Origin of the sequence: Romboutsia lituseburensis (assembly GCF_024723825.1) — a bacterium.
Taxonomy (GTDB): Bacteria; Bacillota; Clostridia; order Peptostreptococcales; family Peptostreptococcaceae; genus Romboutsia_F; species Romboutsia_F lituseburensis_A.
Window position 1 is genome coordinate 2,406,892 of sequence record NZ_JANQBQ010000001.1, and the last position, 20,806, is coordinate 2,427,697.

Genomic DNA, 20,806 nt, shown 5'->3' on the forward strand with positions numbered 1-20,806 from the left:
AAAGTACGAAAGGAGTTTAGATTATGAGTAGCAGAAAAGGGAAATACTTATTATTAGGAGCATTCTTAGGATTTATAGCAGGTCTATTCTTTGCACCAAAAAAAGGTTCTGAATTAAGAAGAGATGCTAAGGAAAAGATAGAAGAAGTAAAGGATAATCCAAAAGAAGTTTTACAAGAAACATTTGATGGAGTTAAAGAAAAAATAAATACTATGATAGATGACAATTTTATAGATGACAATATAAATATATGTGAAGATGAAATAGTTATAAGCAGAACTTTTGAAGATGAAGGAGATATCAATTAATGAATGCAGTGGGATGGCAAATAGGGGCTGTTTTAATAGGTGCATCAGCATTAATTGTAGCTATATACATAGGTAGATTATTAAATAGCACTACTAAAGTAGTAGAAAAAGCTTATAAAATAATAGATTACAATGAAAGACATATTCATGAAACCATAGAAAACATGGCATCTATTACAAGAAATACAGAAGAAATTACAGATGTTGTAACTAAAATTACAAGTATAACTAAAGTATTTAAGTTTTTTAAAAGATAAAAGGATACTACGAGGAGGCTTATAAATGTCAATAAATATAAATTCTAAGTTAGACAATCAAAATAATTTTTGGGATATTGCTTTAGAAGGAGAGTTAGATGTTTCTACAGCAGATAAATTAAAAGAACACTTACATAAGTTAGCAGAGGAAGAAATAGTAGATATGAAAATTAATCTTACTAACTTAGATTACATAGATTCTACAGGATTAGGTGTGATGATAGGTGTTCTTAAGAAATTAAAAATAGAAGAAAAAGAGATATACATATTAAACCCTAAGAGTAATGTTAGGAAGATTTTTACTATAACAGGTCTAGATAAAATATTTAAAGTGGAGGGATAGGCTTTGACTTGTGAAACAATTAAAATGGAAATAAATTCAAATCCTGAATATGTTGGAATTATAAGATTAACAACTTCAGGTATAGCAAATAAAATAGGTTTTTCAATAGATGATATAGAAGATATAAAGGTAGCAGTATCAGAAGCATGTACAAATGCTATAAAGCATAGTAATGATGATATATTTTTTATAACATATACAATGTTAGAAAATGGATTGACTATAGATATATCTGATAGAGGTGAGGGATATGATACTGAAAATATTCCACAACCAGATTTAGATAACCCAAAAGAAAATGGACTAGGATTATTTATAATTCAAACGTTAATGGATGATGTTTCTATTGAGTCTATAGAAAATCAAGGGACAACAATAAAAATGACTAAATATTTAGGAGTTGATAATTAATGAAGAATGTAGCTAATGCTACTAATTACCTAGATATAGATACAAAGGAATTGTTCAGACTATACAGTAGTGATAAGAACAATAAAGATATCAGAGATATTCTTATAGAAAGGCATCTGTATTTAGTAAACTTGCTAGCAAAGAAGTATATAAATAAAGGTGTAGAGTTTGATGATATATATCAGGTAGCTTCGTTAGCATTAATATATGCCATAGATAGATACGATATAGAAAAAGGATATGAATTTTCTAGTTTTGCAACTCCTACTATAATAGGTGAAATAAAAAAATACTTTAGAGACAAGGTATGGACACTTAGGGTACCAAGACGTATCCAAGAGTTAAGTAAAAAGATAAGTGAAGCGAAAGTTATATTAGAACAAAAAAATAAAAAACACCCAAAAGTAAAAGACATTGCAAATTATATAGGATGTACAGAAGAAGACGTATTAGAGGCTATGGAAGCATCATACGGTTATCAACCTATTTCTTTAGATTCATCTAATAATGATGATTCAGAAGATAAAGATATAACACTTATAGACAAAATTGGTAAAGAGGAAAGCAGCTTTGGTAATATAGAGCAAATGGATTTTGTAAATAAGTTTATTGAAAATTTAAATGAACTAGAAGTTAAAATATTTAAAGATAGATTCTTCTTAGATAAAACACAATCGGCTATAGCAAAGGAATTGGACATATCTCAAATGACTGTTTCAAGGCTAGAAAGAAAGATTGTGGAGAAGCTAAGAAAAGAATACGAAAAAAACTTATAAAAATTTAATAAAAACTATTGACCTACTGTTAATTGTATAGTATATTATTACTTGTCCTTAAGAAAAGGGATAAAGAAATAAAAAATAACTTGTAGAAAAATGTTGACAAAATTTGAATGATTTGTTAAACTAAAGAAGTTGTTAGAAAATGAACTTTGAAAATTAAACAGTAGGTTAATTTATAGAAACAAAATAATTCTTTATAGAATTAAACACAAACAACCAAGCCAGATATTCAGATAATGATTAGCTGAGCAATGGACAACTTTTATTTGAGAGTTTGATCCTGGCTCAGGATGAACGCTGGCGGCGTGCCTAACACATGCAAGTCGAGCGATCTTCTTCGGAAGAGAGCGGCGGACGGGTGAGTAACGCGTGGGTAACCTGCCCTGTACACACGGATAACATACCGAAAGGTATGCTAATACGGGATAACATACTTTTATCGCATGGTAGAAGTATCAAAGCTCCGGCGGTACAGGATGGACCCGCGTCTGATTAGCTAGTTGGTAAGGTAACGGCTTACCAAGGCGACGATCAGTAGCCGACCTGAGAGGGTGATCGGCCACATTGGAACTGAGACACGGTCCAAACTCCTACGGGAGGCAGCAGTGGGGAATATTGCACAATGGGCGAAAGCCTGATGCAGCAACGCCGCGTGAGCGATGAAGGCCTTCGGGTCGTAAAGCTCTGTCCTCAAGGAAGATAATGACGGTACTTGAGGAGGAAGCCCCGGCTAACTACGTGCCAGCAGCCGCGGTAATACGTAGGGGGCTAGCGTTATCCGGAATTACTGGGCGTAAAGGGTGCGTAGGTGGTTTCTTAAGTCAGAAGTGAAAGGCTACGGCTCAACCGTAGTAAGCTTTTGAAACTAAGAGACTTGAGTGCAGGAGAGGAGAGTAGAATTCCTAGTGTAGCGGTGAAATGCGTAGATATTAGGAGGAATACCAGTTGCGAAGGCGGCTCTCTGGACTGTAACTGACACTGAGGCACGAAAGCGTGGGGAGCAAACAGGATTAGATACCCTGGTAGTCCACGCCGTAAACGATGAGTACTAGCTGTCGGGGGTTACCCCCCTCGGTGGCGCAGCTAACGCATTAAGTACTCCGCCTGGGAAGTACGCTCGCAAGAGTGAAACTCAAAGGAATTGACGGGGACCCGCACAAGTAGCGGAGCATGTGGTTTAATTCGAAGCAACGCGAAGAACCTTACCTAAGCTTGACATCCTTTTGACCTCTCCCTAATCGGAGATTTCCCTTCGGGGACAGAAGTGACAGGTGGTGCATGGTTGTCGTCAGCTCGTGTCGTGAGATGTTGGGTTAAGTCCCGCAACGAGCGCAACCCTTGCCTTTAGTTGCCAGCATTAAGTTGGGCACTCTAGAGGGACTGCCAGGGATAACCTGGAGGAAGGTGGGGATGACGTCAAATCATCATGCCCCTTATGCTTAGGGCTACACACGTGCTACAATGGGTGGTACAGAGGGCGGCCAAGTCGTGAGGCGGAGCTAATCCCTTAAAGCCATTCTCAGTTCGGATTGTAGGCTGAAACTCGCCTACATGAAGCTGGAGTTACTAGTAATCGCAGATCAGAATGCTGCGGTGAATGCGTTCCCGGGTCTTGTACACACCGCCCGTCACACCACGGGAGTTGGAGGCGCCCGAAGCCGGATAGCTAACCTTTTGGAAGCGTCCGTCGAAGGTGAAGCCAATAACTGGGGTGAAGTCGTAACAAGGTAGCCGTATCGGAAGGTGCGGCTGGATCACCTCCTTTCTAAGGAGAATTACCTACTGTTTAATTTTGAGGGTTCATTCCTCAAAATTAGTACTTAATTGTACTTTAGTACTTTGAAAACTGTATAACATTTAGTGATATGACATCATTTTATATATGAAGAAGATAACTTCTAAAAATATCATCGACAAGAAAAGTCTTTAAAATTACAAACTTTAAGCACTGGAATAAACTGAGTGAATACGAAGTTTGTTCAGTAGCGATAACTTTTAATAACTGGTCAAGTTATTAAGGGTGCAGGGCGGATGCCTTGGCACTAGGAGCCGATGAAGGACGCGATAAGCTGCGATAAGCTTCGGGGAGTTGCACGTAAACTTTGATCCGAAGATTTCCGAATGAGGAAACTCACTTAGAGTAATGTCTAAGTATTGTTAAGTGAATACATAGCTTAATGAGGGGAACCCGGGGAACTGAAACATCTAAGTACCTGGAGGAAAAGAAAGAAATTCGATTCCGTAAGTAGCGGCGAGCGAACGCGGATAAGGCCAAACCAATGAAGTTTTCTTCATTGGGGTTGCGGACATGCAACATGGATGCACTATCGTAAATGAAGAGAGTTGGAAAGCTCCGCCATAGAAGGTAATAGCCCTGTAATTGAAACGAGAAAGCTACTAGCATGATCCAGAGTACCACGGGACACGTGAAACCCTGTGGGAAGCAGGAGGGACCATCCTCCAAGCCTAAATACTACCTAGTGACCGATAGCGCATAGTACCGTGAGGGAAAGGTGAAAAGAACCCCGGGAGGGGAGTGAAATAGAACCTGAAACCCTGCACTTACAAGCTGTGGGAGCACATTTCTTGTGTGACCGCGTACTTTTTGTAGAACGGGCCAACGAGTTACGTTAAGTAGCAAGGTTAAGCACTTCAGGTGTGGAGCCGTAGCGAAAGCGAGTCTTAAATGGGCGACCTAAGTTACTTGACGTAGACCCGAAACCGGGCGACCTATCCATGAGCAGGTTGAAGCGAAAGTAAAATTTCGTGGAGGACCGAACCCACGAGCGTTGAAAAGCTCGGGGATGACTTGTGGATAGCGGTGAAATTCCAATCGAGCCCGGAGATAGCTGGTTCTCCCCGAAATAGCTTTAGGGCTAGCCTCAAGCGTAGAGAAACGGAGGTAGAGCACTGAATGTCCTAGGGGGTATTGCACTTACCGAAGACTATCAAACTCCGAATGCCGTTTTCTTTTACTTGGGAGTCAGACTGTGGGTGATAAGATTCATAGTCAAGAGGGCAACAGCCCAGATCGTCAGCTAAGGTCCCTAAATGTACGTTAAGTGGTAAAGGATGTGGGATTGCACAGACAACCAGGATGTTGGCTTAGAAGCAGCCACTCATTTAAAGAGTGCGTAATAGCTCACTGGTCGAGTGATCCTGCGCCGAAAATTTCCGGGGCTAAAACGTACTACCGAAGCTACGGCATCATTATGATGGGTAGGGGAGCTTCGTATGCAGGCTGAAGCATGACCGTAAGGACATGTGGACAGTATACGAGTGAGAATGTTGGCATGAGTAGCGAGACGTGGGTGAGAATCCCACGGGCCGTAAACCCAAGGTTTCCAGGGGAAGGTTCGTCCGCCCTGGGTTAGTCGGGACCTAAGCCGAGGCCGAAAGGCGTAGGTGATGGACAACAGGTTGATATTCCTGTACCGCCAATAAGCGTTTGAGAAATGGGATGACACAGTAGGATAAGCTAACCACACTGTTGGTTATGTGTGGCTAAGTACTGAGGCAGTCTAGATAGGCAAATCCGTCTAGATAATGCTGGGGTACGATGGGGAGCGAAATTTAGTAGCGAAGTAGCTGATTTCACACTGTCGAGAAAAGTCTCTATCGAGTTTAAAGGCGCCCGTACCGTAAACCGACACAGGTGGGTGAGGAGAGTATCCTAAGGCCAGCGAGAGAACTATTGTTAAGGAACTCGGCAAAATGACCCCGTAACTTAGGGAGAAGGGGTGCCATCCTTTGGATGGCCGCAGAGAATAGGCCCAAGCGACTGTTTACCAAAAACACAGGTTTCTGCTAAGTCGCAAGACGATGTATAGGAGCTGACGCCTGCCCGGTGCTGGAAGGTTAAGGGGATCTGTCAGGAGCAATCCGAAGCAGTGAACTTAAGCCCCAGTAAACGGCGGCCGTAACTATAACGGTCCTAAGGTAGCGAAATTCCTTGTCGGGTAAGTTCCGACCCGCACGAAAGGCGTAACGATTTGGGCACTGTCTCAACAATAGACTCGGTGAAATTGTAATCCCGGTGAAGATGCCGGGTACCTGCGACAGGACGGAAAGACCCCATGGAGCTTTACTGTAGCTTGACGTTGGGTCTTGGTACTACATGTACAGGATAGGTGGGAGACTATGAAGCATGAACGCCAGTTTGTGTGGAGTCATCCTTGGGATACCACCCTTGTAGTACTGGGATCCTAACCATAGGCCTTGAATCAGGTCTTGGGACACCGTCAGGTGGGCAGTTTGACTGGGGCGGTCGCCTCCTAAAAAGTAACGGAGGCGCTCAAAGGTTTCCTCAGCACGGTCGGAAATCGTGCGAAGAGTGCAAAGGCAAAAGGAAGCTTGATTGCAAGACATACAGGTCGAGCAAGGACGAAAGTCGGACTTAGTGATCCGGTGGTACCGCATGGAAGGGCCATCGCTCAACGGATAAAAGCTACCCTGGGGATAACAGGCTTATCTCCCCCAAGAGTCCACATCGACGGGGAGGTTTGGCACCTCGATGTCGGCTCATCACATCCTGGGGCTGTAGTAGGTCCCAAGGGTTGGGCTGTTCGCCCATTAAAGTGGTACGCGAGCTGGGTTCAGAACGTCGTGAGACAGTTCGGTCCCTATCCGTCGCAGGCGTAGGAAATTTGAGGAGACCTGTCCTTAGTACGAGAGGACCGGGATGGACGTACCTCTGGTGTACCAGTTGTTCTGCCAAGGGCATGGCTGGGTAGCTATGTACGGAATGGATAAGCGCTGAAAGCATCTAAGCGCGAAGCCAACTTCAAGATAAGATTTCCCACCGTAAGGGTAAGACCCCAGGAAGACTACCTGGTTGATAGGTCGAAGGTGTAAGTGCAGTAATGTATTTAGCTTATCGATACTAATAGGTCGAGGACTTGACCAATAAATGATTCACTCTAAATGATATACAGTTTTCAAAGTATTAATAAAAAACTTTAAAAAAAGTAGTTGACATTTTAATTATAAAATGTTAATATAATACTTGTCCTAAGGGATGACAAAATAAAACAAAATTATGTGGTTATTATAGCAAAGAGGATACACCTGTTCCCATTCCGAACACAGAAGTTAAGCTCTTTAGCGCTGATGGTACTTGGGGGGCGACCCCCTGGGAGAGTAAGACGTAGCCACGTGATGTGCCGAAGTGGCGGAACTGGCAGACGCACAGGACTTAAAATCCTGCGGGACTTACCTCTCGTACCGGTTCGATTCCGGTCTTCGGCACCATTATATATTTGGACCATTAGCTCAGTTGGTTAGAGCGCCCGGCTCATAACCGGTAGGTCTGGGGTTCGAGTCCCTGATGGTCCACCAAATATATACTTAAGAACTTTGAAAATTAAACAGTAGGTTAATTTATAGAAACAAACATAATTCTTTATAGAATTAAACACAAACAACCAAGCCAGATATTCAGATAATGATTAGCTGAGCAATGGACAACTTTTATTTGAGAGTTTGATCCTGGCTCAGGATGAACGCTGGCGGCGTGCCTAACACATGCAAGTCGAGCGATCTTCTTCGGAAGAGAGCGGCGGACGGGTGAGTAACGCGTGGGTAACCTGCCCTGTACACACGGATAACATACCGAAAGGTATGCTAATACGGGATAACATACTTTTATCGCATGGTAGAAGTATCAAAGCTCCGGCGGTACAGGATGGACCCGCGTCTGATTAGCTAGTTGGTAAGGTAACGGCTTACCAAGGCGACGATCAGTAGCCGACCTGAGAGGGTGATCGGCCACATTGGAACTGAGACACGGTCCAAACTCCTACGGGAGGCAGCAGTGGGGAATATTGCACAATGGGCGAAAGCCTGATGCAGCAACGCCGCGTGAGCGATGAAGGCCTTCGGGTCGTAAAGCTCTGTCCTCAAGGAAGATAATGACGGTACTTGAGGAGGAAGCCCCGGCTAACTACGTGCCAGCAGCCGCGGTAATACGTAGGGGGCTAGCGTTATCCGGAATTACTGGGCGTAAAGGGTGCGTAGGTGGTTTCTTAAGTCAGAAGTGAAAGGCTACGGCTCAACCGTAGTAAGCTTTTGAAACTAAGAGACTTGAGTGCAGGAGAGGAGAGTAGAATTCCTAGTGTAGCGGTGAAATGCGTAGATATTAGGAGGAATACCAGTTGCGAAGGCGGCTCTCTGGACTGTAACTGACACTGAGGCACGAAAGCGTGGGGAGCAAACAGGATTAGATACCCTGGTAGTCCACGCCGTAAACGATGAGTACTAGCTGTCGGGGGTTACCCCCCTCGGTGGCGCAGCTAACGCATTAAGTACTCCGCCTGGGAAGTACGCTCGCAAGAGTGAAACTCAAAGGAATTGACGGGGACCCGCACAAGTAGCGGAGCATGTGGTTTAATTCGAAGCAACGCGAAGAACCTTACCTAAGCTTGACATCCTTTTGACCTCTCCCTAATCGGAGATTTCCCTTCGGGGACAGAAGTGACAGGTGGTGCATGGTTGTCGTCAGCTCGTGTCGTGAGATGTTGGGTTAAGTCCCGCAACGAGCGCAACCCTTGCCTTTAGTTGCCAGCATTAAGTTGGGCACTCTAGAGGGACTGCCAGGGATAACCTGGAGGAAGGTGGGGATGACGTCAAATCATCATGCCCCTTATGCTTAGGGCTACACACGTGCTACAATGGGTGGTACAGAGGGCGGCCAAGTCGTGAGGCGGAGCTAATCCCTTAAAGCCATTCTCAGTTCGGATTGTAGGCTGAAACTCGCCTACATGAAGCTGGAGTTACTAGTAATCGCAGATCAGAATGCTGCGGTGAATGCGTTCCCGGGTCTTGTACACACCGCCCGTCACACCACGGGAGTTGGAGGCGCCCGAAGCCGGATAGCTAACCTTTTGGAAGCGTCCGTCGAAGGTGAAGCCAATAACTGGGGTGAAGTCGTAACAAGGTAGCCGTATCGGAAGGTGCGGCTGGATCACCTCCTTTCTAAGGAGAATTGCCTACTGTTTAATTTTGAGAGTTTTTATAAAAAAATAAAAATTCTTATTGACAAAAAATGACTTAGATAGTAAAATATCTACTGTCGAAAAATAGTATGGGGGTGTAGCTCAGCTGGGAGAGCACTTGCCTTGCACGCAAGGGGTCAGGAGTTCGATCCTCCTCATCTCCACCATTAGTACTTTAAGCAACGGAATAAGTTGAGCGTATGCGAAAATTATTCGTTGGCGATGTACTTTAGTACTTTGAAAACTGTATAACATTTAGTGATATGACATCATTTTATATATGAAGAAGATAACTTCTAAAAATATCATCGACAAGAAAAGTCTTTAAAATTACAAACTTTAAGCACTGGAATAAACTGAGTGAATACGAAGTTTGTTCAGTAGCGATAACTTTTAATAACTGGTCAAGTTATTAAGGGTGCAGGGCGGATGCCTTGGCACTAGGAGCCGATGAAGGACGCGATAAGCTGCGATAAGCTTCGGGGAGTTGCACGTAAACTTTGATCCGAAGATTTCCGAATGAGGAAACTCACTTAGAGTAATGTCTAAGTATTGTTAAGTGAATACATAGCTTAATGAGGGGAACCCGGGGAACTGAAACATCTAAGTACCTGGAGGAAAAGAAAGAAATTCGATTCCGTAAGTAGCGGCGAGCGAACGCGGATAAGGCCAAACCAATGAAGTTTTCTTCATTGGGGTTGCGGACATGCAACATGGATGCACTATCGTAAATGAAGAGAGTTGGAAAGCTCCGCCATAGAAGGTAATAGCCCTGTAATTGAAACGAGAAAGCTACTAGCATGATCCAGAGTACCACGGGACACGTGAAACCCTGTGGGAAGCAGGAGGGACCATCCTCCAAGCCTAAATACTACCTAGTGACCGATAGCGCATAGTACCGTGAGGGAAAGGTGAAAAGAACCCCGGGAGGGGAGTGAAATAGAACCTGAAACCCTGCACTTACAAGCTGTGGGAGCACATTTCTTGTGTGACCGCGTACTTTTTGTAGAACGGGCCAACGAGTTACGTTAAGTAGCAAGGTTAAGCACTTCAGGTGTGGAGCCGTAGCGAAAGCGAGTCTTAAATGGGCGACCTAAGTTACTTGACGTAGACCCGAAACCGGGCGACCTATCCATGAGCAGGTTGAAGCGAAAGTAAAATTTCGTGGAGGACCGAACCCACGAGCGTTGAAAAGCTCGGGGATGACTTGTGGATAGCGGTGAAATTCCAATCGAGCCCGGAGATAGCTGGTTCTCCCCGAAATAGCTTTAGGGCTAGCCTCAAGCGTAGAGAAACGGAGGTAGAGCACTGAATGTCCTAGGGGGTATTGCACTTACCGAAGACTATCAAACTCCGAATGCCGTTTTCTTTTACTTGGGAGTCAGACTGTGGGTGATAAGATTCATAGTCAAGAGGGCAACAGCCCAGATCGTCAGCTAAGGTCCCTAAATGTACGTTAAGTGGTAAAGGATGTGGGATTGCACAGACAACCAGGATGTTGGCTTAGAAGCAGCCACTCATTTAAAGAGTGCGTAATAGCTCACTGGTCGAGTGATCCTGCGCCGAAAATTTCCGGGGCTAAAACGTACTACCGAAGCTACGGCATCATTATGATGGGTAGGGGAGCTTCGTATGCAGGCTGAAGCATGACCGTAAGGACATGTGGACAGTATACGAGTGAGAATGTTGGCATGAGTAGCGAGACGTGGGTGAGAATCCCACGGGCCGTAAACCCAAGGTTTCCAGGGGAAGGTTCGTCCGCCCTGGGTTAGTCGGGACCTAAGCCGAGGCCGAAAGGCGTAGGTGATGGACAACAGGTTGATATTCCTGTACCGCCAATAAGCGTTTGAGAAATGGGATGACACAGTAGGATAAGCTAACCACACTGTTGGTTATGTGTGGCTAAGTACTGAGGCAGTCTAGATAGGCAAATCCGTCTAGATAATGCTGGGGTACGATGGGGAGCGAAATTTAGTAGCGAAGTAGCTGATTTCACACTGTCGAGAAAAGTCTCTATCGAGTTTAAAGGCGCCCGTACCGTAAACCGACACAGGTGGGTGAGGAGAGTATCCTAAGGCCAGCGAGAGAACTATTGTTAAGGAACTCGGCAAAATGACCCCGTAACTTAGGGAGAAGGGGTGCCATCCTTTGGATGGCCGCAGAGAATAGGCCCAAGCGACTGTTTACCAAAAACACAGGTTTCTGCTAAGTCGCAAGACGATGTATAGGAGCTGACGCCTGCCCGGTGCTGGAAGGTTAAGGGGATCTGTCAGGAGCAATCCGAAGCAGTGAACTTAAGCCCCAGTAAACGGCGGCCGTAACTATAACGGTCCTAAGGTAGCGAAATTCCTTGTCGGGTAAGTTCCGACCCGCACGAAAGGCGTAACGATTTGGGCACTGTCTCAACAATAGACTCGGTGAAATTGTAATCCCGGTGAAGATGCCGGGTACCTGCGACAGGACGGAAAGACCCCATGGAGCTTTACTGTAGCTTGACGTTGGGTCTTGGTACTACATGTACAGGATAGGTGGGAGACTATGAAGCATGAACGCCAGTTTGTGTGGAGTCATCCTTGGGATACCACCCTTGTAGTACTGGGATCCTAACCATAGGCCTTGAATCAGGTCTTGGGACACCGTCAGGTGGGCAGTTTGACTGGGGCGGTCGCCTCCTAAAAAGTAACGGAGGCGCTCAAAGGTTTCCTCAGCACGGTCGGAAATCGTGCGAAGAGTGCAAAGGCAAAAGGAAGCTTGATTGCAAGACATACAGGTCGAGCAAGGACGAAAGTCGGACTTAGTGATCCGGTGGTACCGCATGGAAGGGCCATCGCTCAACGGATAAAAGCTACCCTGGGGATAACAGGCTTATCTCCCCCAAGAGTCCACATCGACGGGGAGGTTTGGCACCTCGATGTCGGCTCATCACATCCTGGGGCTGTAGTAGGTCCCAAGGGTTGGGCTGTTCGCCCATTAAAGTGGTACGCGAGCTGGGTTCAGAACGTCGTGAGACAGTTCGGTCCCTATCCGTCGCAGGCGTAGGAAATTTGAGGAGACCTGTCCTTAGTACGAGAGGACCGGGATGGACGTACCTCTGGTGTACCAGTTGTTCTGCCAAGGGCATGGCTGGGTAGCTATGTACGGAATGGATAAGCGCTGAAAGCATCTAAGCGCGAAGCCAACTTCAAGATAAGATTTCCCACCGTAAGGGTAAGACCCCAGGAAGACTACCTGGTTGATAGGTCGAAGGTGTAAGTGCAGTAATGTATTTAGCTTATCGATACTAATAGGTCGAGGACTTGACCAATAAATGATTCACTCTAAATGATATACAGTTTTCAGAGTATTAACTCTAAAAATAAAGATTATGTGGTTATTATAGCAAAGAGGATACACCTGTTCCCATTCCGAACACAGAAGTTAAGCTCTTTAGCGCTGATGGTACTTGGGGGGCGACCCCCTGGGAGAGTAAGACGTAGCCACGTAATCTTTTTTTATTGTAGTTTTAGCATCCTAAAAAATTTAGGATGTTTTTTTATTGGCAAAATAGATTGTGATAGAGCACTACGTAATTTTAGAATAAATTTAAAATAATTAAATTTAGGAGTATATGAATAAATTTAAATGAAAATATGGTCTATAAAAGTAGATAAATATAAAATATAAGTAAAAAAAATAGTAAAATTCATAGTATTTTGATGAATAAAAAAATAATTATAGTATTTTTTATAAATAAATATATTATAAAAATAGATGGATTATAATATATCCACAAACAATAAAATAAAAAATAAATAAAAAAATTTGAATAATAGTATTGAAAGTTGTTAACATATATAATATAATGAGTATCAAATAAAACAATTAGTTGAAAAGCTGAGAAGGAAATTAGTAAATAGCATTTTGTATTCAGAGAGTGAGTGGTTGGTGTGAACTCATTACAATGGTTGTTGAATCTATTCTGGAGCTGTTAATCGGATAATGATTAACCGTAAACCTACGTTACAGGACTGAGAGGATTATATTTATATATAATCAATTAGGGTGGCAACGCGGATCAAGACTTTCGTCCCTTTTATAGGGAACGAGGGTCTTTTTTTATTACCTTCAACTATTGTAGTCAATTAAATAATTTTAGTTTTATAATACATGTATTGAAAAAAACGTTATTGAAGTAACTTAAACTAATAAAAATATTTATAACAGTAGGCGCAACTTTTATAAATAATTAATAAATTTTATACAACTCAAAAGTGGTAAATTAGAGTAAAAAAACAAAAAATCAGGAGGAAAAAATAATGTTAGATGTTAGAAGAATAAGAGAAAACTTAGAAGATATAAAAAAAGCTATGGATAGAAGGGGAGAAAAAGAATTTAATCTAGAAGCCGTTATAGAATTAGATGATAAGAGAAGAGAGTTACTTAAAGAAGTTGAAGTAATGAAAAATGAGCTAAATGTTGAGTCTAAAAAGATACCTCAATTAATAAAAGAAGGTAAAGATGTAGAAGCTGCAAAAGCTGAGTTAAAAGAATTATCTGATAAGATAAAGGCTATCGATGAAAAAGTTAGAACTGTTGAAGGTGAAATGGAATATAACTTAATGAGAATACCTAATGTTCCTCATCCAGATGTTCCACAAGGAACTACAGATGAAGACAACGTTGAGGTAAGAACTTGGGGAGAAATACCAAAGTTTGAATTCGAAGAGAAAGCTCACTGGGATTTAGGAACAGGATTAGGAATACTAGATTTTGAAACAGCTGGTAAAATAACTGGATCAAGATTTACTTTATACAAAGGATTAGGAGCTAGACTTGAAAGAGCTTTAATAAACTTCTTCTTAAATACTCATGTTGATCAACATGGATATACTGAAGTATTACCACCTTTCATGGCTAATAGAACAAGCTTTGTAGGAACAGGACAATTACCTAAATTCGAAGAAGATATGTTTAAAATAGAAGGTGTAGATTACTTCTTAGTACCAACTGCAGAAGTACCTGTAACTAACATACACAGAGATGAAATATTATCTTTAGAACAATTACCTGTAAAATACTGTGCATATACTCCATGTTTCAGATCAGAAGCAGGATCTGCTGGTAGAGATACTAGAGGATTAGTAAGACAACATCAATTCAATAAAGTTGAATTAGTTAAATTTGTTGCACCAGAAGAATCTTACAACGAATTAGAAAAATTAACTAATGATGCTGAAAAAATGTTACAAATGTTAGGATTACCATACAGAGTAGTAAGAATATGTACAGGAGATTTAGGATTCACTGCAGCATTTAAATATGACTTAGAAGTATGGATGCCAAGTTACAACAGATATGTTGAAATATCTTCTTGTTCAAACTTCGAAGACTTCCAAGCTAGAAGAGCTGGTATAAGATTCAAGAGAGATAAAAAATCTAAAGCAGAATATGTTCATACATTAAATGGATCAGGATTAGCAGTAGGAAGAAGTTTAGCAGCAGTATTAGAAAATTACCAACAAGCTGATGGATCAGTAATAGTTCCAGAGGTATTAAGACCATATATGGGTGTAGATGTTATAAAGAAAAATGAATTATAAAAAATTCTAATATAAATTATATTTAGATAAGTAGTTTATCTAGTTTAACTAGATAAACTACTTTTTTATTTTTGATAAAATATTTTATTTTAATGTATTTAATATGGAAATTTATTGAAATTAAAATAAGTAATATAAAAAATTAACTAACTATTTAGTATAATAAGTACTGAGTATTAACAAAAATGTAGATATTATATATAAGGTAATATAAAATTTAAGTTGAATTATAAAAAAAATTATGATAATATAAAAGTGTTATAAGTTCTAGGAGGCAGTATGGAAACATCATTCTATATGAAGGAAGCATTAAAAGAAGCATATAAAGCATATGAAAAAAAAGAAACTCCAATTGGAGCGGTTGTAGTTAAAGATGGTGAAATAGTAGGACGAGGTCATAATCTTACTGAAACTTTAAATGACTGTACTGCACACGCTGAGATTTTAGCTATTAGACAAGCAGCACAAAATCTAGGTGGATGGAGATTGATTGATTGTGATTTATATGTTACTATGGAACCATGCATAATGTGTAGTGGTGCTGTTGTTAATTCTAGAATAAAGAATCTTATAATAGGAACTAAGCATATAAAAAATTCATATACAGAAATGCAACATGAATTTAAAGTAGATTATTACGAAAACAATAACGTTAGAGTTTCTTTCGGAGTCTTACAAGATGAATGTTCTAATATATTACAAGAATTTTTTAAGACTTTAAGGAAAAGATAATAAGGAGAGGTGGTCGAGTCGGTCGAAGGCGCTCGCCTGGAAAGTGAGTATACGTCATAAGCGTATCGTGGGTTCGAATCCCACTCTCTCCGCCAGAGGATGTTTAAATTAAATATGGTTGTAATTTTGCTGTACTAGATGGGGAGATAGCGGTGCCCTGTAACCTGCAATCCGCTTTAGCAGGATTGAATTCCATCTAGAGGCTTATTTTTTGTAGGGCTGCCCTAAATAAGTGGTGTTGATGCTTAGGTCCTGCGCAATGGAAGCTCATAAACCCCGTCAGATCCGGAAGGAAGCAGCGGTAAGTGATCACTTCTGTGTGCCGCGGGGGTGCCTAAGTTGAGCTAACTGTTTAGGTAACGCCTATGAGATTAAGTCAATAGATGGTGTACAGCATTTAAATATATAAAAGATGAATCTCTTAATTTAAGAGATTTTTTTTATATTAAAATAAAGATTAATAATAGTTAAATAAAGCTTTGATAATTATAATATTATAATATTTTGGAAAAGAATACATAGAAGAGATTTTTATTAAGGAGAGATAAAGAATGCATAAAGCATTATATAGAGCATATAGACCACAAAACTTTGAAGATGTTGTAGGTCAAGATCATATAACGAGAACTTTAAAAAATCAAATTGAAAATGATAATATAGGTCATGCATACTTATTCTGTGGTACGAGGGGTACAGGTAAGACATCTACAGCTAAAATTTTTGCAAGAGCAGTAAACTGTCCGAATAGTGAAAATCAAGAGCCTTGTAATGAGTGTGAAGTTTGTAGAGCTATTTTAAATGATAATATTATGGATGTAGTAGAAATAGATGCTGCTTCTAATAATAGTGTAGATGATATAAGAGAACTTAGAGAAAGCGTAAAATACTCACCAACTAAAGCTAAGTATAAAGTGTATATAATAGATGAGGTACATATGTTATCACAAGGTGCATTTAATGCCTTATTAAAGACGTTAGAAGAGCCACCATCATATGTTATATTTATATTGGCAACTACAGAGCCACATAAAATTCCAGCAACAATACTATCAAGATGCCAAAGATTTGATTTCAAAAGAGTAACTGTTTCAGATATGACTGAAAGAATGAAAAATATATGTGGAGAAGAAGATATAGAAGTAGAAGAAAAAGCTTTGAATTTAATATCTAGAAACTCTCAAGGAGCGCTTAGAGATGCGTTAAGTATTTTAGATCAATGTATATCTTTTGGAGATAATAAAATAGAATATAAAGATGTTGTAGAGTTATTAGGTACTGTAAATATAGAGCAGCTATTTGAAATGGCACAGTATATTATAGACCAAGATACAAAGCAATCACTACAATCATTAAATGAATTTGTAATATGGGGTAAAGATATAAGGAATTTAATAAATGACTTAATAGATCATTTTAGAAATTTGATGGTATGTAAGGTATCAACAGATTTAGATGAAATTATTTCTTTGCCAGAGGAAACAATAAAACAATTAAAATTACAATCAGACAATGTAGATGTAAATGACCTAATAAGAATACTTAACATATTATCAACTACCCAAGATGATATAAGAACTTCATCTAATCCTAGAGTTTTAGCAGAGATAACTATGATGAAAATTGCTCAACCTATGTTTGATGAGAGTAAAGAAGCACTTATAAAAAGAATTGAAAACTTAGAAAAAACTATTGAAAGTGGAAATATAAAGGTTAATACTAAGGTAATAGAGAATACTATCAATAATAGTGGAGAAGCTGAAAATCATCAAAGTGATTATGAAGAAGAAATAGTCTATGAAGATGTAAAAAGTGAAGATGTTAAATTAATAGAAGCATCTTGGGCCAAGATAAGACAATCTATAAAAGCTGATAAACAAGTACCATTATCTGTATTATTGGGAGATGTTCATAATTTTAACGTGCATAATAATGTATTGTATTTAATATATAAAGATGTATATGGTTTTGCGAAGAAAAAATTATGTGAAGAAAAAACTATCTCTTATATAGAAAAGGTAATTAGAGAAACTATAAATAGAAGTTTTAATATAAAGGTAATATTAGAGTCAGAAGTAAGAGGCATAGATTTAGAAATAAAAAATAATAAAGTAGATAAAGGTGAAGAGATTCTTAAAGAATTGGTAGGAGAAGGAATACTAGAAATAAAAGATAGTATTGAAGAAAATGGAGATAAATAGTAAATACTATTATGATATAATATTAAAATAGAATTAATAAAGTTTTAAGGAGGATTTTTATTATGGCTAAGAAAGGTTTTGGAGGCGGAATGATGCCTGGAAATATGAACAATATATTAAAGCAGGCTCAAAAGATGCAAGAAAACATGCAAAAAATGCAAGAGGAATTAGAAACTAAAGAAGTAGAAGCTTCAGTTGGTGGAGGAGCAGTTACTGTTAAGGTAAATGGTAAGAAAGAAGTAGTAGATATAAGCATAAAGCCGGAAGTAGTTGACCCAGATGATATAGAAATGTTACAAGATTTAGTATTAAGTGCTGTTAACGAAGCTTTAAGAAGTGTTGATGATATGCAATCATCTCAAATGAGCAAATTAACTGGAGGAATGAATATACCAGGATTATTCTAGTAGGTGATAATATGCAAGTTTATACAGGTCCAATAACAAGACTTATAGAAGAATTTTCAAAACTTCCTGGAGTAGGAAGAAAGACTGCTCAAAGATTAGCTTTTCATGTTATTAATATGAATGATAATGATGTTGAAGCTTTATCTAAAGCAATCATAGAGGCTAAAAGGGAAATTAAATATTGTTCAGTATGTTGCAATATAACTGATACAGATCCTTGTAGCATGTGTTCAAATAAAAATAGAGATCCAGGAGTTATTTGTGTAGTAGAAGATCCTAGAGATGTAGCTGCTATGGAAAGAACTAGAGAGTTTAAAGGTCAATATCATGTTTTACATGGAGTTATATCTCCTATGGATGGTATTGGTCCAGATATGATAAAAATAAAGGAATTAATTCAAAGATTAGGAACTCAAGATGTAAGAGAAATTATAATGGCTACTAACCCGACTATAGAAGGGGAAGCCACTGCTATGTACATAGCAAGACTTTTAAATCCTATGGGAATAAAAGTAACTAGAATAGCTCATGGTTTACCAGTAGGTGGAGACTTAGAGTATGCAGATGAAGTAACTATTTCTAAAGCTCTAGAAGGAAGAAGAGAAATATAAAAATCGAGGTATTTTCCTCGATTTTTTTGTCGTTTAATAGAAGAATTTTGTGTTAAAAAATGGATTAAAATTATTGAACTAAAATTTTTCCTAGGGTATAATTTGTTGTATATTCATTTAAAAATTTTAATAGGGGTGCAATATGAAATCAACTATGAATCTAGAAGAACATAAGGCTATGAAGGAAAAAAGACAAAAAAGTTTAAGTTCAAAAGATAAAAGTAAGTTTAGTGAAAGTGACGATATGAGCTTACTTATTAAAAAAAAGCCTAAAAAATCATCAAAGTCTAGAAACTCAGAATTTAGAAATAATTATAAAAATTATCAGTATGATTATGAAGAAGATTTTTATGAGCCAAGGTATTAAAAAAATTAACTTAATTATATTTAATAAAATAGGAGCTATACTCAATTGAGTTAAGCTCCTTTTATGATTAAATCATTTTAAAATTTAAATAATATAAATGTTAATAGTTATTTTGAGGAGAAAGAATATCAACTACTAAATTTGCTATGTTCTGAGATGAATTGAACTTTCTGATAGATTTTATATTTTTCTTAAGCATGTCTAAACGTGTAGAGTCATCAATTAGCACTTTTAATAAAACAGGTAATGTGTATTTTTTTGTAGTTCTAAGTGCAGCTCCGCAGTTAGATAGAAAATCTAAATTTTCTTCCTCTTGGCCGGGTATATAATAAGGTACTATCATAGGAACATCTTTTAATAATGCTTCTGTAGTAGTAAGACCCCCTGGCTTTGTTATAAGAACATCAATAGAAGCTAAGATATCATTCATTTTGTTTGTGTATCCTAATACACAGATATTTTTATCATGAGAATGAGATGCTAGCTTTTTCTCTATTTTTTCACGTAAACTCTCGTTTCTACCAGTTATAACTAATATTTGGAAGTCTCTATCAATGTCTAATAATTCATCTAAAGTTTCTTTAATATTACCAGCACCAAAACTACCGCCCATTAATAACACTGTAAGTTTATTAGACGATAAACCTAGCTCGTTTAAAACAGTTTCTTTATCTCTATGAGATAAAAAAGATTTTTCAACTGGAATACCGAATGTTTTTACTTTGTTACTATCTACACCTTCAAATACTAATAATTCTTTTACATACTCATGTCCAACTATATAATAGTTTATTTCGTTTTGAATCCATGTAGAGTGTGTTGTATAGTCTGTTAATACAGAAATCATCGGAGGTACATTAACACTAGAATTATGTTTAATAAATGTATCTCCTAAATTAGTAGAATTTTTATATGTATGGCTAGATTTTTTTAAAGTACTCAATGCTATCATAGGGAATGGGTGCGTACCTATAATTAAATCTGGTTGAGAATCTTTAAGAAGTTTTTTGAATTTTTGAGCCATAACAGATGTAAGTAGATTGCCTTTAAATTCATTTTTAGAAACTAAACTTGTTTCAGAAAATCTATAAACACGACCATAAGCCTTAGGTGTATAAATTGCTGATTTTTCATATCCGCGAGAAATTATTTTATCCATAGTAGTATTAACTAGTTTTAGACTATCTACTATTTCACATTTAACAGGCATTCCATCAATTGTTTTTCGCTCTAATTCTTCTTTTATAGCTCTGGCTGCTCTATTATGACCGCCACCTGTAGATGCCGACATAATTAATACCTTCTTACTCATAATAAAATCCTCCTAAAATATAGAGTTATATTGAATAATAATATTTTTTTTTGTATTATTAATTAGAATCAATAAACTTAAAAAGTTATATAGTATAAATTATATACTAATAATGAGTTAATAATAATCTAATACAATATAAAAAAAAATACAAGCATTGTAATAATCATAAAGGAGAAATTGAAATGTCTAAAATAGAAATATATACAAGTGACAGTTGTATTCAGTGTATAAAAGCAAAAGAATTTTTAAAATTAAATAATATAGAGTATATAGAACATAACATATCTAAAAATTCAGAAGCTAGGAAAGAGCTAATCGGTATGGGGTATATGTCTATTCCCGTAACTATAATAGACGGGCAACATGTACTAGGGTTTGACTTAAACAGGATAAAATCACTTTTAAATTTATAATAATATAAAAATAATGAGGAATATGAAAATTTCTCATTATTTTTAATCTGAATTTTATAAAAAATTTACATGAATAAAAATAAGTAGATTA

At 38.5% G+C, this 20,806-nt stretch carries 13 protein-coding genes, 4 tRNA genes, 6 rRNA genes, 1 other RNA gene and 1 other annotated feature; of the genes, 23 read left to right on the forward strand and 1 reads right to left on the reverse strand.

Annotated features, from left to right (window positions below; all coding sequences use genetic code 11):
- Positions 1–23 precede the first annotated feature (23 nt).
- From NWE74_RS11650 to NWE74_RS11755, 22 genes are all read left to right on the forward strand, one after another.
- Positions 24–308, forward strand: a complete 285-nt coding sequence (locus tag NWE74_RS11650; protein WP_258243288.1) for a YtxH domain-containing protein — start codon at positions 24–26, stop codon at positions 306–308.
- Entirely contained in the window at positions 308–565 is a 258-nt protein-coding gene (locus NWE74_RS11655; RefSeq protein ID WP_258243289.1) for a DUF948 domain-containing protein, read from the forward strand. The genes NWE74_RS11650 and NWE74_RS11655 overlap by 1 nt, the downstream gene beginning before the upstream one ends.
- Positions 566–590: 25 nt before the next feature.
- The gene (locus tag NWE74_RS11660) at positions 591–908 is read left to right on the forward strand and encodes an STAS domain-containing protein (protein WP_258243290.1); all 318 of its coding nucleotides are present in this window, start codon (positions 591–593) and stop codon (positions 906–908) included.
- Positions 909–911: 3 nt separating this feature from the next.
- Positions 912–1,319 carry an ATP-binding protein gene (locus NWE74_RS11665; RefSeq protein ID WP_258243291.1) on the forward strand — a complete coding sequence of 136 codons (408 nt, stop codon included), beginning with the start codon at positions 912–914 and terminating at the stop codon, positions 1,317–1,319.
- Complete coding sequence (locus NWE74_RS11670) at positions 1,319–2,095, forward strand: SigB/SigF/SigG family RNA polymerase sigma factor (protein WP_258243292.1); 777 nt, start codon at positions 1,319–1,321, stop codon at positions 2,093–2,095. Before NWE74_RS11665 ends, NWE74_RS11670 begins: the two co-directional genes overlap by 1 nt.
- A 268-nt stretch (positions 2,096–2,363) precedes the next feature.
- Positions 2,364–3,866, forward strand: a 16S ribosomal RNA gene (locus tag NWE74_RS11675).
- 239 nt (positions 3,867–4,105) lie between these two features.
- Positions 4,106–7,007: ribosomal RNA gene (locus tag NWE74_RS11680) — 23S ribosomal RNA — on the forward strand.
- Positions 7,008–7,140: 133 nt separating this feature from the next.
- Positions 7,141–7,257, forward strand: a 5S ribosomal RNA gene (gene rrf / locus NWE74_RS11685).
- Positions 7,258–7,262: 5 nt separating this feature from the next.
- Positions 7,263–7,351: transfer RNA gene (locus NWE74_RS11690), tRNA-Leu, on the forward strand.
- A 10-nt stretch (positions 7,352–7,361) separates the two neighbouring features.
- Positions 7,362–7,438, forward strand: a tRNA-Ile gene (locus NWE74_RS11695).
- Positions 7,439–7,570: 132 nt separating this feature from the next.
- A 16S ribosomal RNA gene (locus NWE74_RS11700) occupies positions 7,571–9,073 on the forward strand.
- 111 nt (positions 9,074–9,184) lie between these two features.
- Positions 9,185–9,260 (forward strand) — tRNA-Ala (locus tag NWE74_RS11705).
- 235 nt (positions 9,261–9,495) lie between these two features.
- A 23S ribosomal RNA gene (locus tag NWE74_RS11710) occupies positions 9,496–12,397 on the forward strand.
- Between the two features lie 61 nt (positions 12,398–12,458).
- Positions 12,459–12,575, forward strand: a 5S ribosomal RNA gene (gene rrf, locus NWE74_RS11715).
- The 16S, 23S and 5S rRNA genes sit together here with 3 tRNA genes alongside, the layout of an rRNA operon.
- 384 nt (positions 12,576–12,959) lie before the next feature.
- Positions 12,960–13,167 (forward strand) — a binding site (T-box leader).
- Positions 13,168–13,388: 221 nt separating this feature from the next.
- On the forward strand, positions 13,389–14,672 hold the full coding sequence (serS, locus tag NWE74_RS11720) for a serine--tRNA ligase (protein ID WP_258243293.1): 1,284 nt from the start codon (positions 13,389–13,391) through the stop codon (positions 14,670–14,672).
- 279 nt (positions 14,673–14,951) lie between these two features.
- Positions 14,952–15,404: a nucleoside deaminase gene (locus NWE74_RS11725; protein WP_258243294.1), complete on the forward strand. Its 453-nt coding sequence runs from the start codon at positions 14,952–14,954 to the stop codon at positions 15,402–15,404.
- Between the two features lie 3 nt (positions 15,405–15,407).
- A tRNA-Ser gene (locus NWE74_RS11730) sits at positions 15,408–15,499 on the forward strand.
- A gap of 34 nt (positions 15,500–15,533) precedes the next feature.
- Positions 15,534–15,798: signal recognition particle sRNA large type (ffs, locus tag NWE74_RS11735), an RNA gene on the forward strand.
- Positions 15,799–15,955: 157 nt separating this feature from the next.
- Entirely contained in the window at positions 15,956–17,602 is a 1,647-nt protein-coding gene (gene dnaX / locus NWE74_RS11740; RefSeq protein ID WP_258243295.1) for a DNA polymerase III subunit gamma/tau, read from the forward strand.
- 62 nt (positions 17,603–17,664) lie between these two features.
- Positions 17,665–18,009, forward strand: a complete 345-nt coding sequence (locus tag NWE74_RS11745) for a YbaB/EbfC family nucleoid-associated protein (protein WP_258243296.1) — start codon at positions 17,665–17,667, stop codon at positions 18,007–18,009.
- Between the two features lie 11 nt (positions 18,010–18,020).
- Positions 18,021–18,620 carry a recombination mediator RecR gene (recR, locus tag NWE74_RS11750; protein ID WP_258243297.1) on the forward strand — a complete coding sequence of 200 codons (600 nt, stop codon included), beginning with the start codon at positions 18,021–18,023 and terminating at the stop codon, positions 18,618–18,620.
- A 142-nt stretch (positions 18,621–18,762) separates the two neighbouring features.
- Positions 18,763–18,987 carry a hypothetical protein gene (locus tag NWE74_RS11755; protein ID WP_092727879.1) on the forward strand — a complete coding sequence of 75 codons (225 nt, stop codon included), beginning with the start codon at positions 18,763–18,765 and terminating at the stop codon, positions 18,985–18,987.
- A 100-nt stretch (positions 18,988–19,087) separates the two neighbouring features.
- Here NWE74_RS11755 and NWE74_RS11760 read toward each other — a convergent pair whose 3' ends face one another.
- Positions 19,088–20,299, reverse strand: coding sequence for an MGDG synthase family glycosyltransferase (locus NWE74_RS11760; RefSeq protein WP_258243298.1), 1,212 nt, complete (start codon positions 20,297–20,299; stop codon positions 19,088–19,090).
- A gap of 185 nt (positions 20,300–20,484) precedes the next feature.
- On the opposite strand from NWE74_RS11760, the gene NWE74_RS11765 reads away from it, so the two are divergent.
- A complete protein-coding gene (locus NWE74_RS11765; protein WP_258243299.1) occupies positions 20,485–20,715 on the forward strand; it encodes a glutaredoxin family protein in 231 nt (76 codons plus the stop codon).
- Positions 20,716–20,806 lie beyond the last annotated feature (91 nt).

Excerpts from the sequence above, each read along its gene's own strand:
- NWE74_RS11650 (WP_258243288.1), top strand. The coding sequence starts at position 24 with ATGAGTAGCAGAAAAGGGAAATACTTATTATTAGGAGCATTCTTAGGA.
- NWE74_RS11655 (WP_258243289.1), top strand. The coding sequence starts at position 308 with ATGAATGCAGTGGGATGGCAAATAGGGGCTGTTTTAATAGGTGCATCA.
- NWE74_RS11660 (WP_258243290.1), top strand. The coding sequence starts at position 591 with ATGTCAATAAATATAAATTCTAAGTTAGACAATCAAAATAATTTTTGG.
- NWE74_RS11670 (WP_258243292.1), top strand. The coding sequence starts at position 1,319 with ATGAAGAATGTAGCTAATGCTACTAATTACCTAGATATAGATACAAAG.
- serS (WP_258243293.1), top strand. The coding sequence starts at position 13,389 with ATGTTAGATGTTAGAAGAATAAGAGAAAACTTAGAAGATATAAAAAAA.
- NWE74_RS11725 (WP_258243294.1), top strand. The coding sequence starts at position 14,952 with ATGGAAACATCATTCTATATGAAGGAAGCATTAAAAGAAGCATATAAA.
- dnaX (WP_258243295.1), top strand. The coding sequence starts at position 15,956 with ATGCATAAAGCATTATATAGAGCATATAGACCACAAAACTTTGAAGAT.
- NWE74_RS11745 (WP_258243296.1), top strand. The coding sequence starts at position 17,665 with ATGGCTAAGAAAGGTTTTGGAGGCGGAATGATGCCTGGAAATATGAAC.
- recR (WP_258243297.1), top strand. The coding sequence starts at position 18,021 with ATGCAAGTTTATACAGGTCCAATAACAAGACTTATAGAAGAATTTTCA.
- NWE74_RS11755 (WP_092727879.1), top strand. The coding sequence starts at position 18,763 with ATGAAATCAACTATGAATCTAGAAGAACATAAGGCTATGAAGGAAAAA.
- NWE74_RS11760 (WP_258243298.1), bottom strand. The coding sequence starts at position 20,299 with ATGAGTAAGAAGGTATTAATTATGTCGGCATCTACAGGTGGCGGTCAT.
- NWE74_RS11765 (WP_258243299.1), top strand. The coding sequence starts at position 20,485 with ATGTCTAAAATAGAAATATATACAAGTGACAGTTGTATTCAGTGTATA.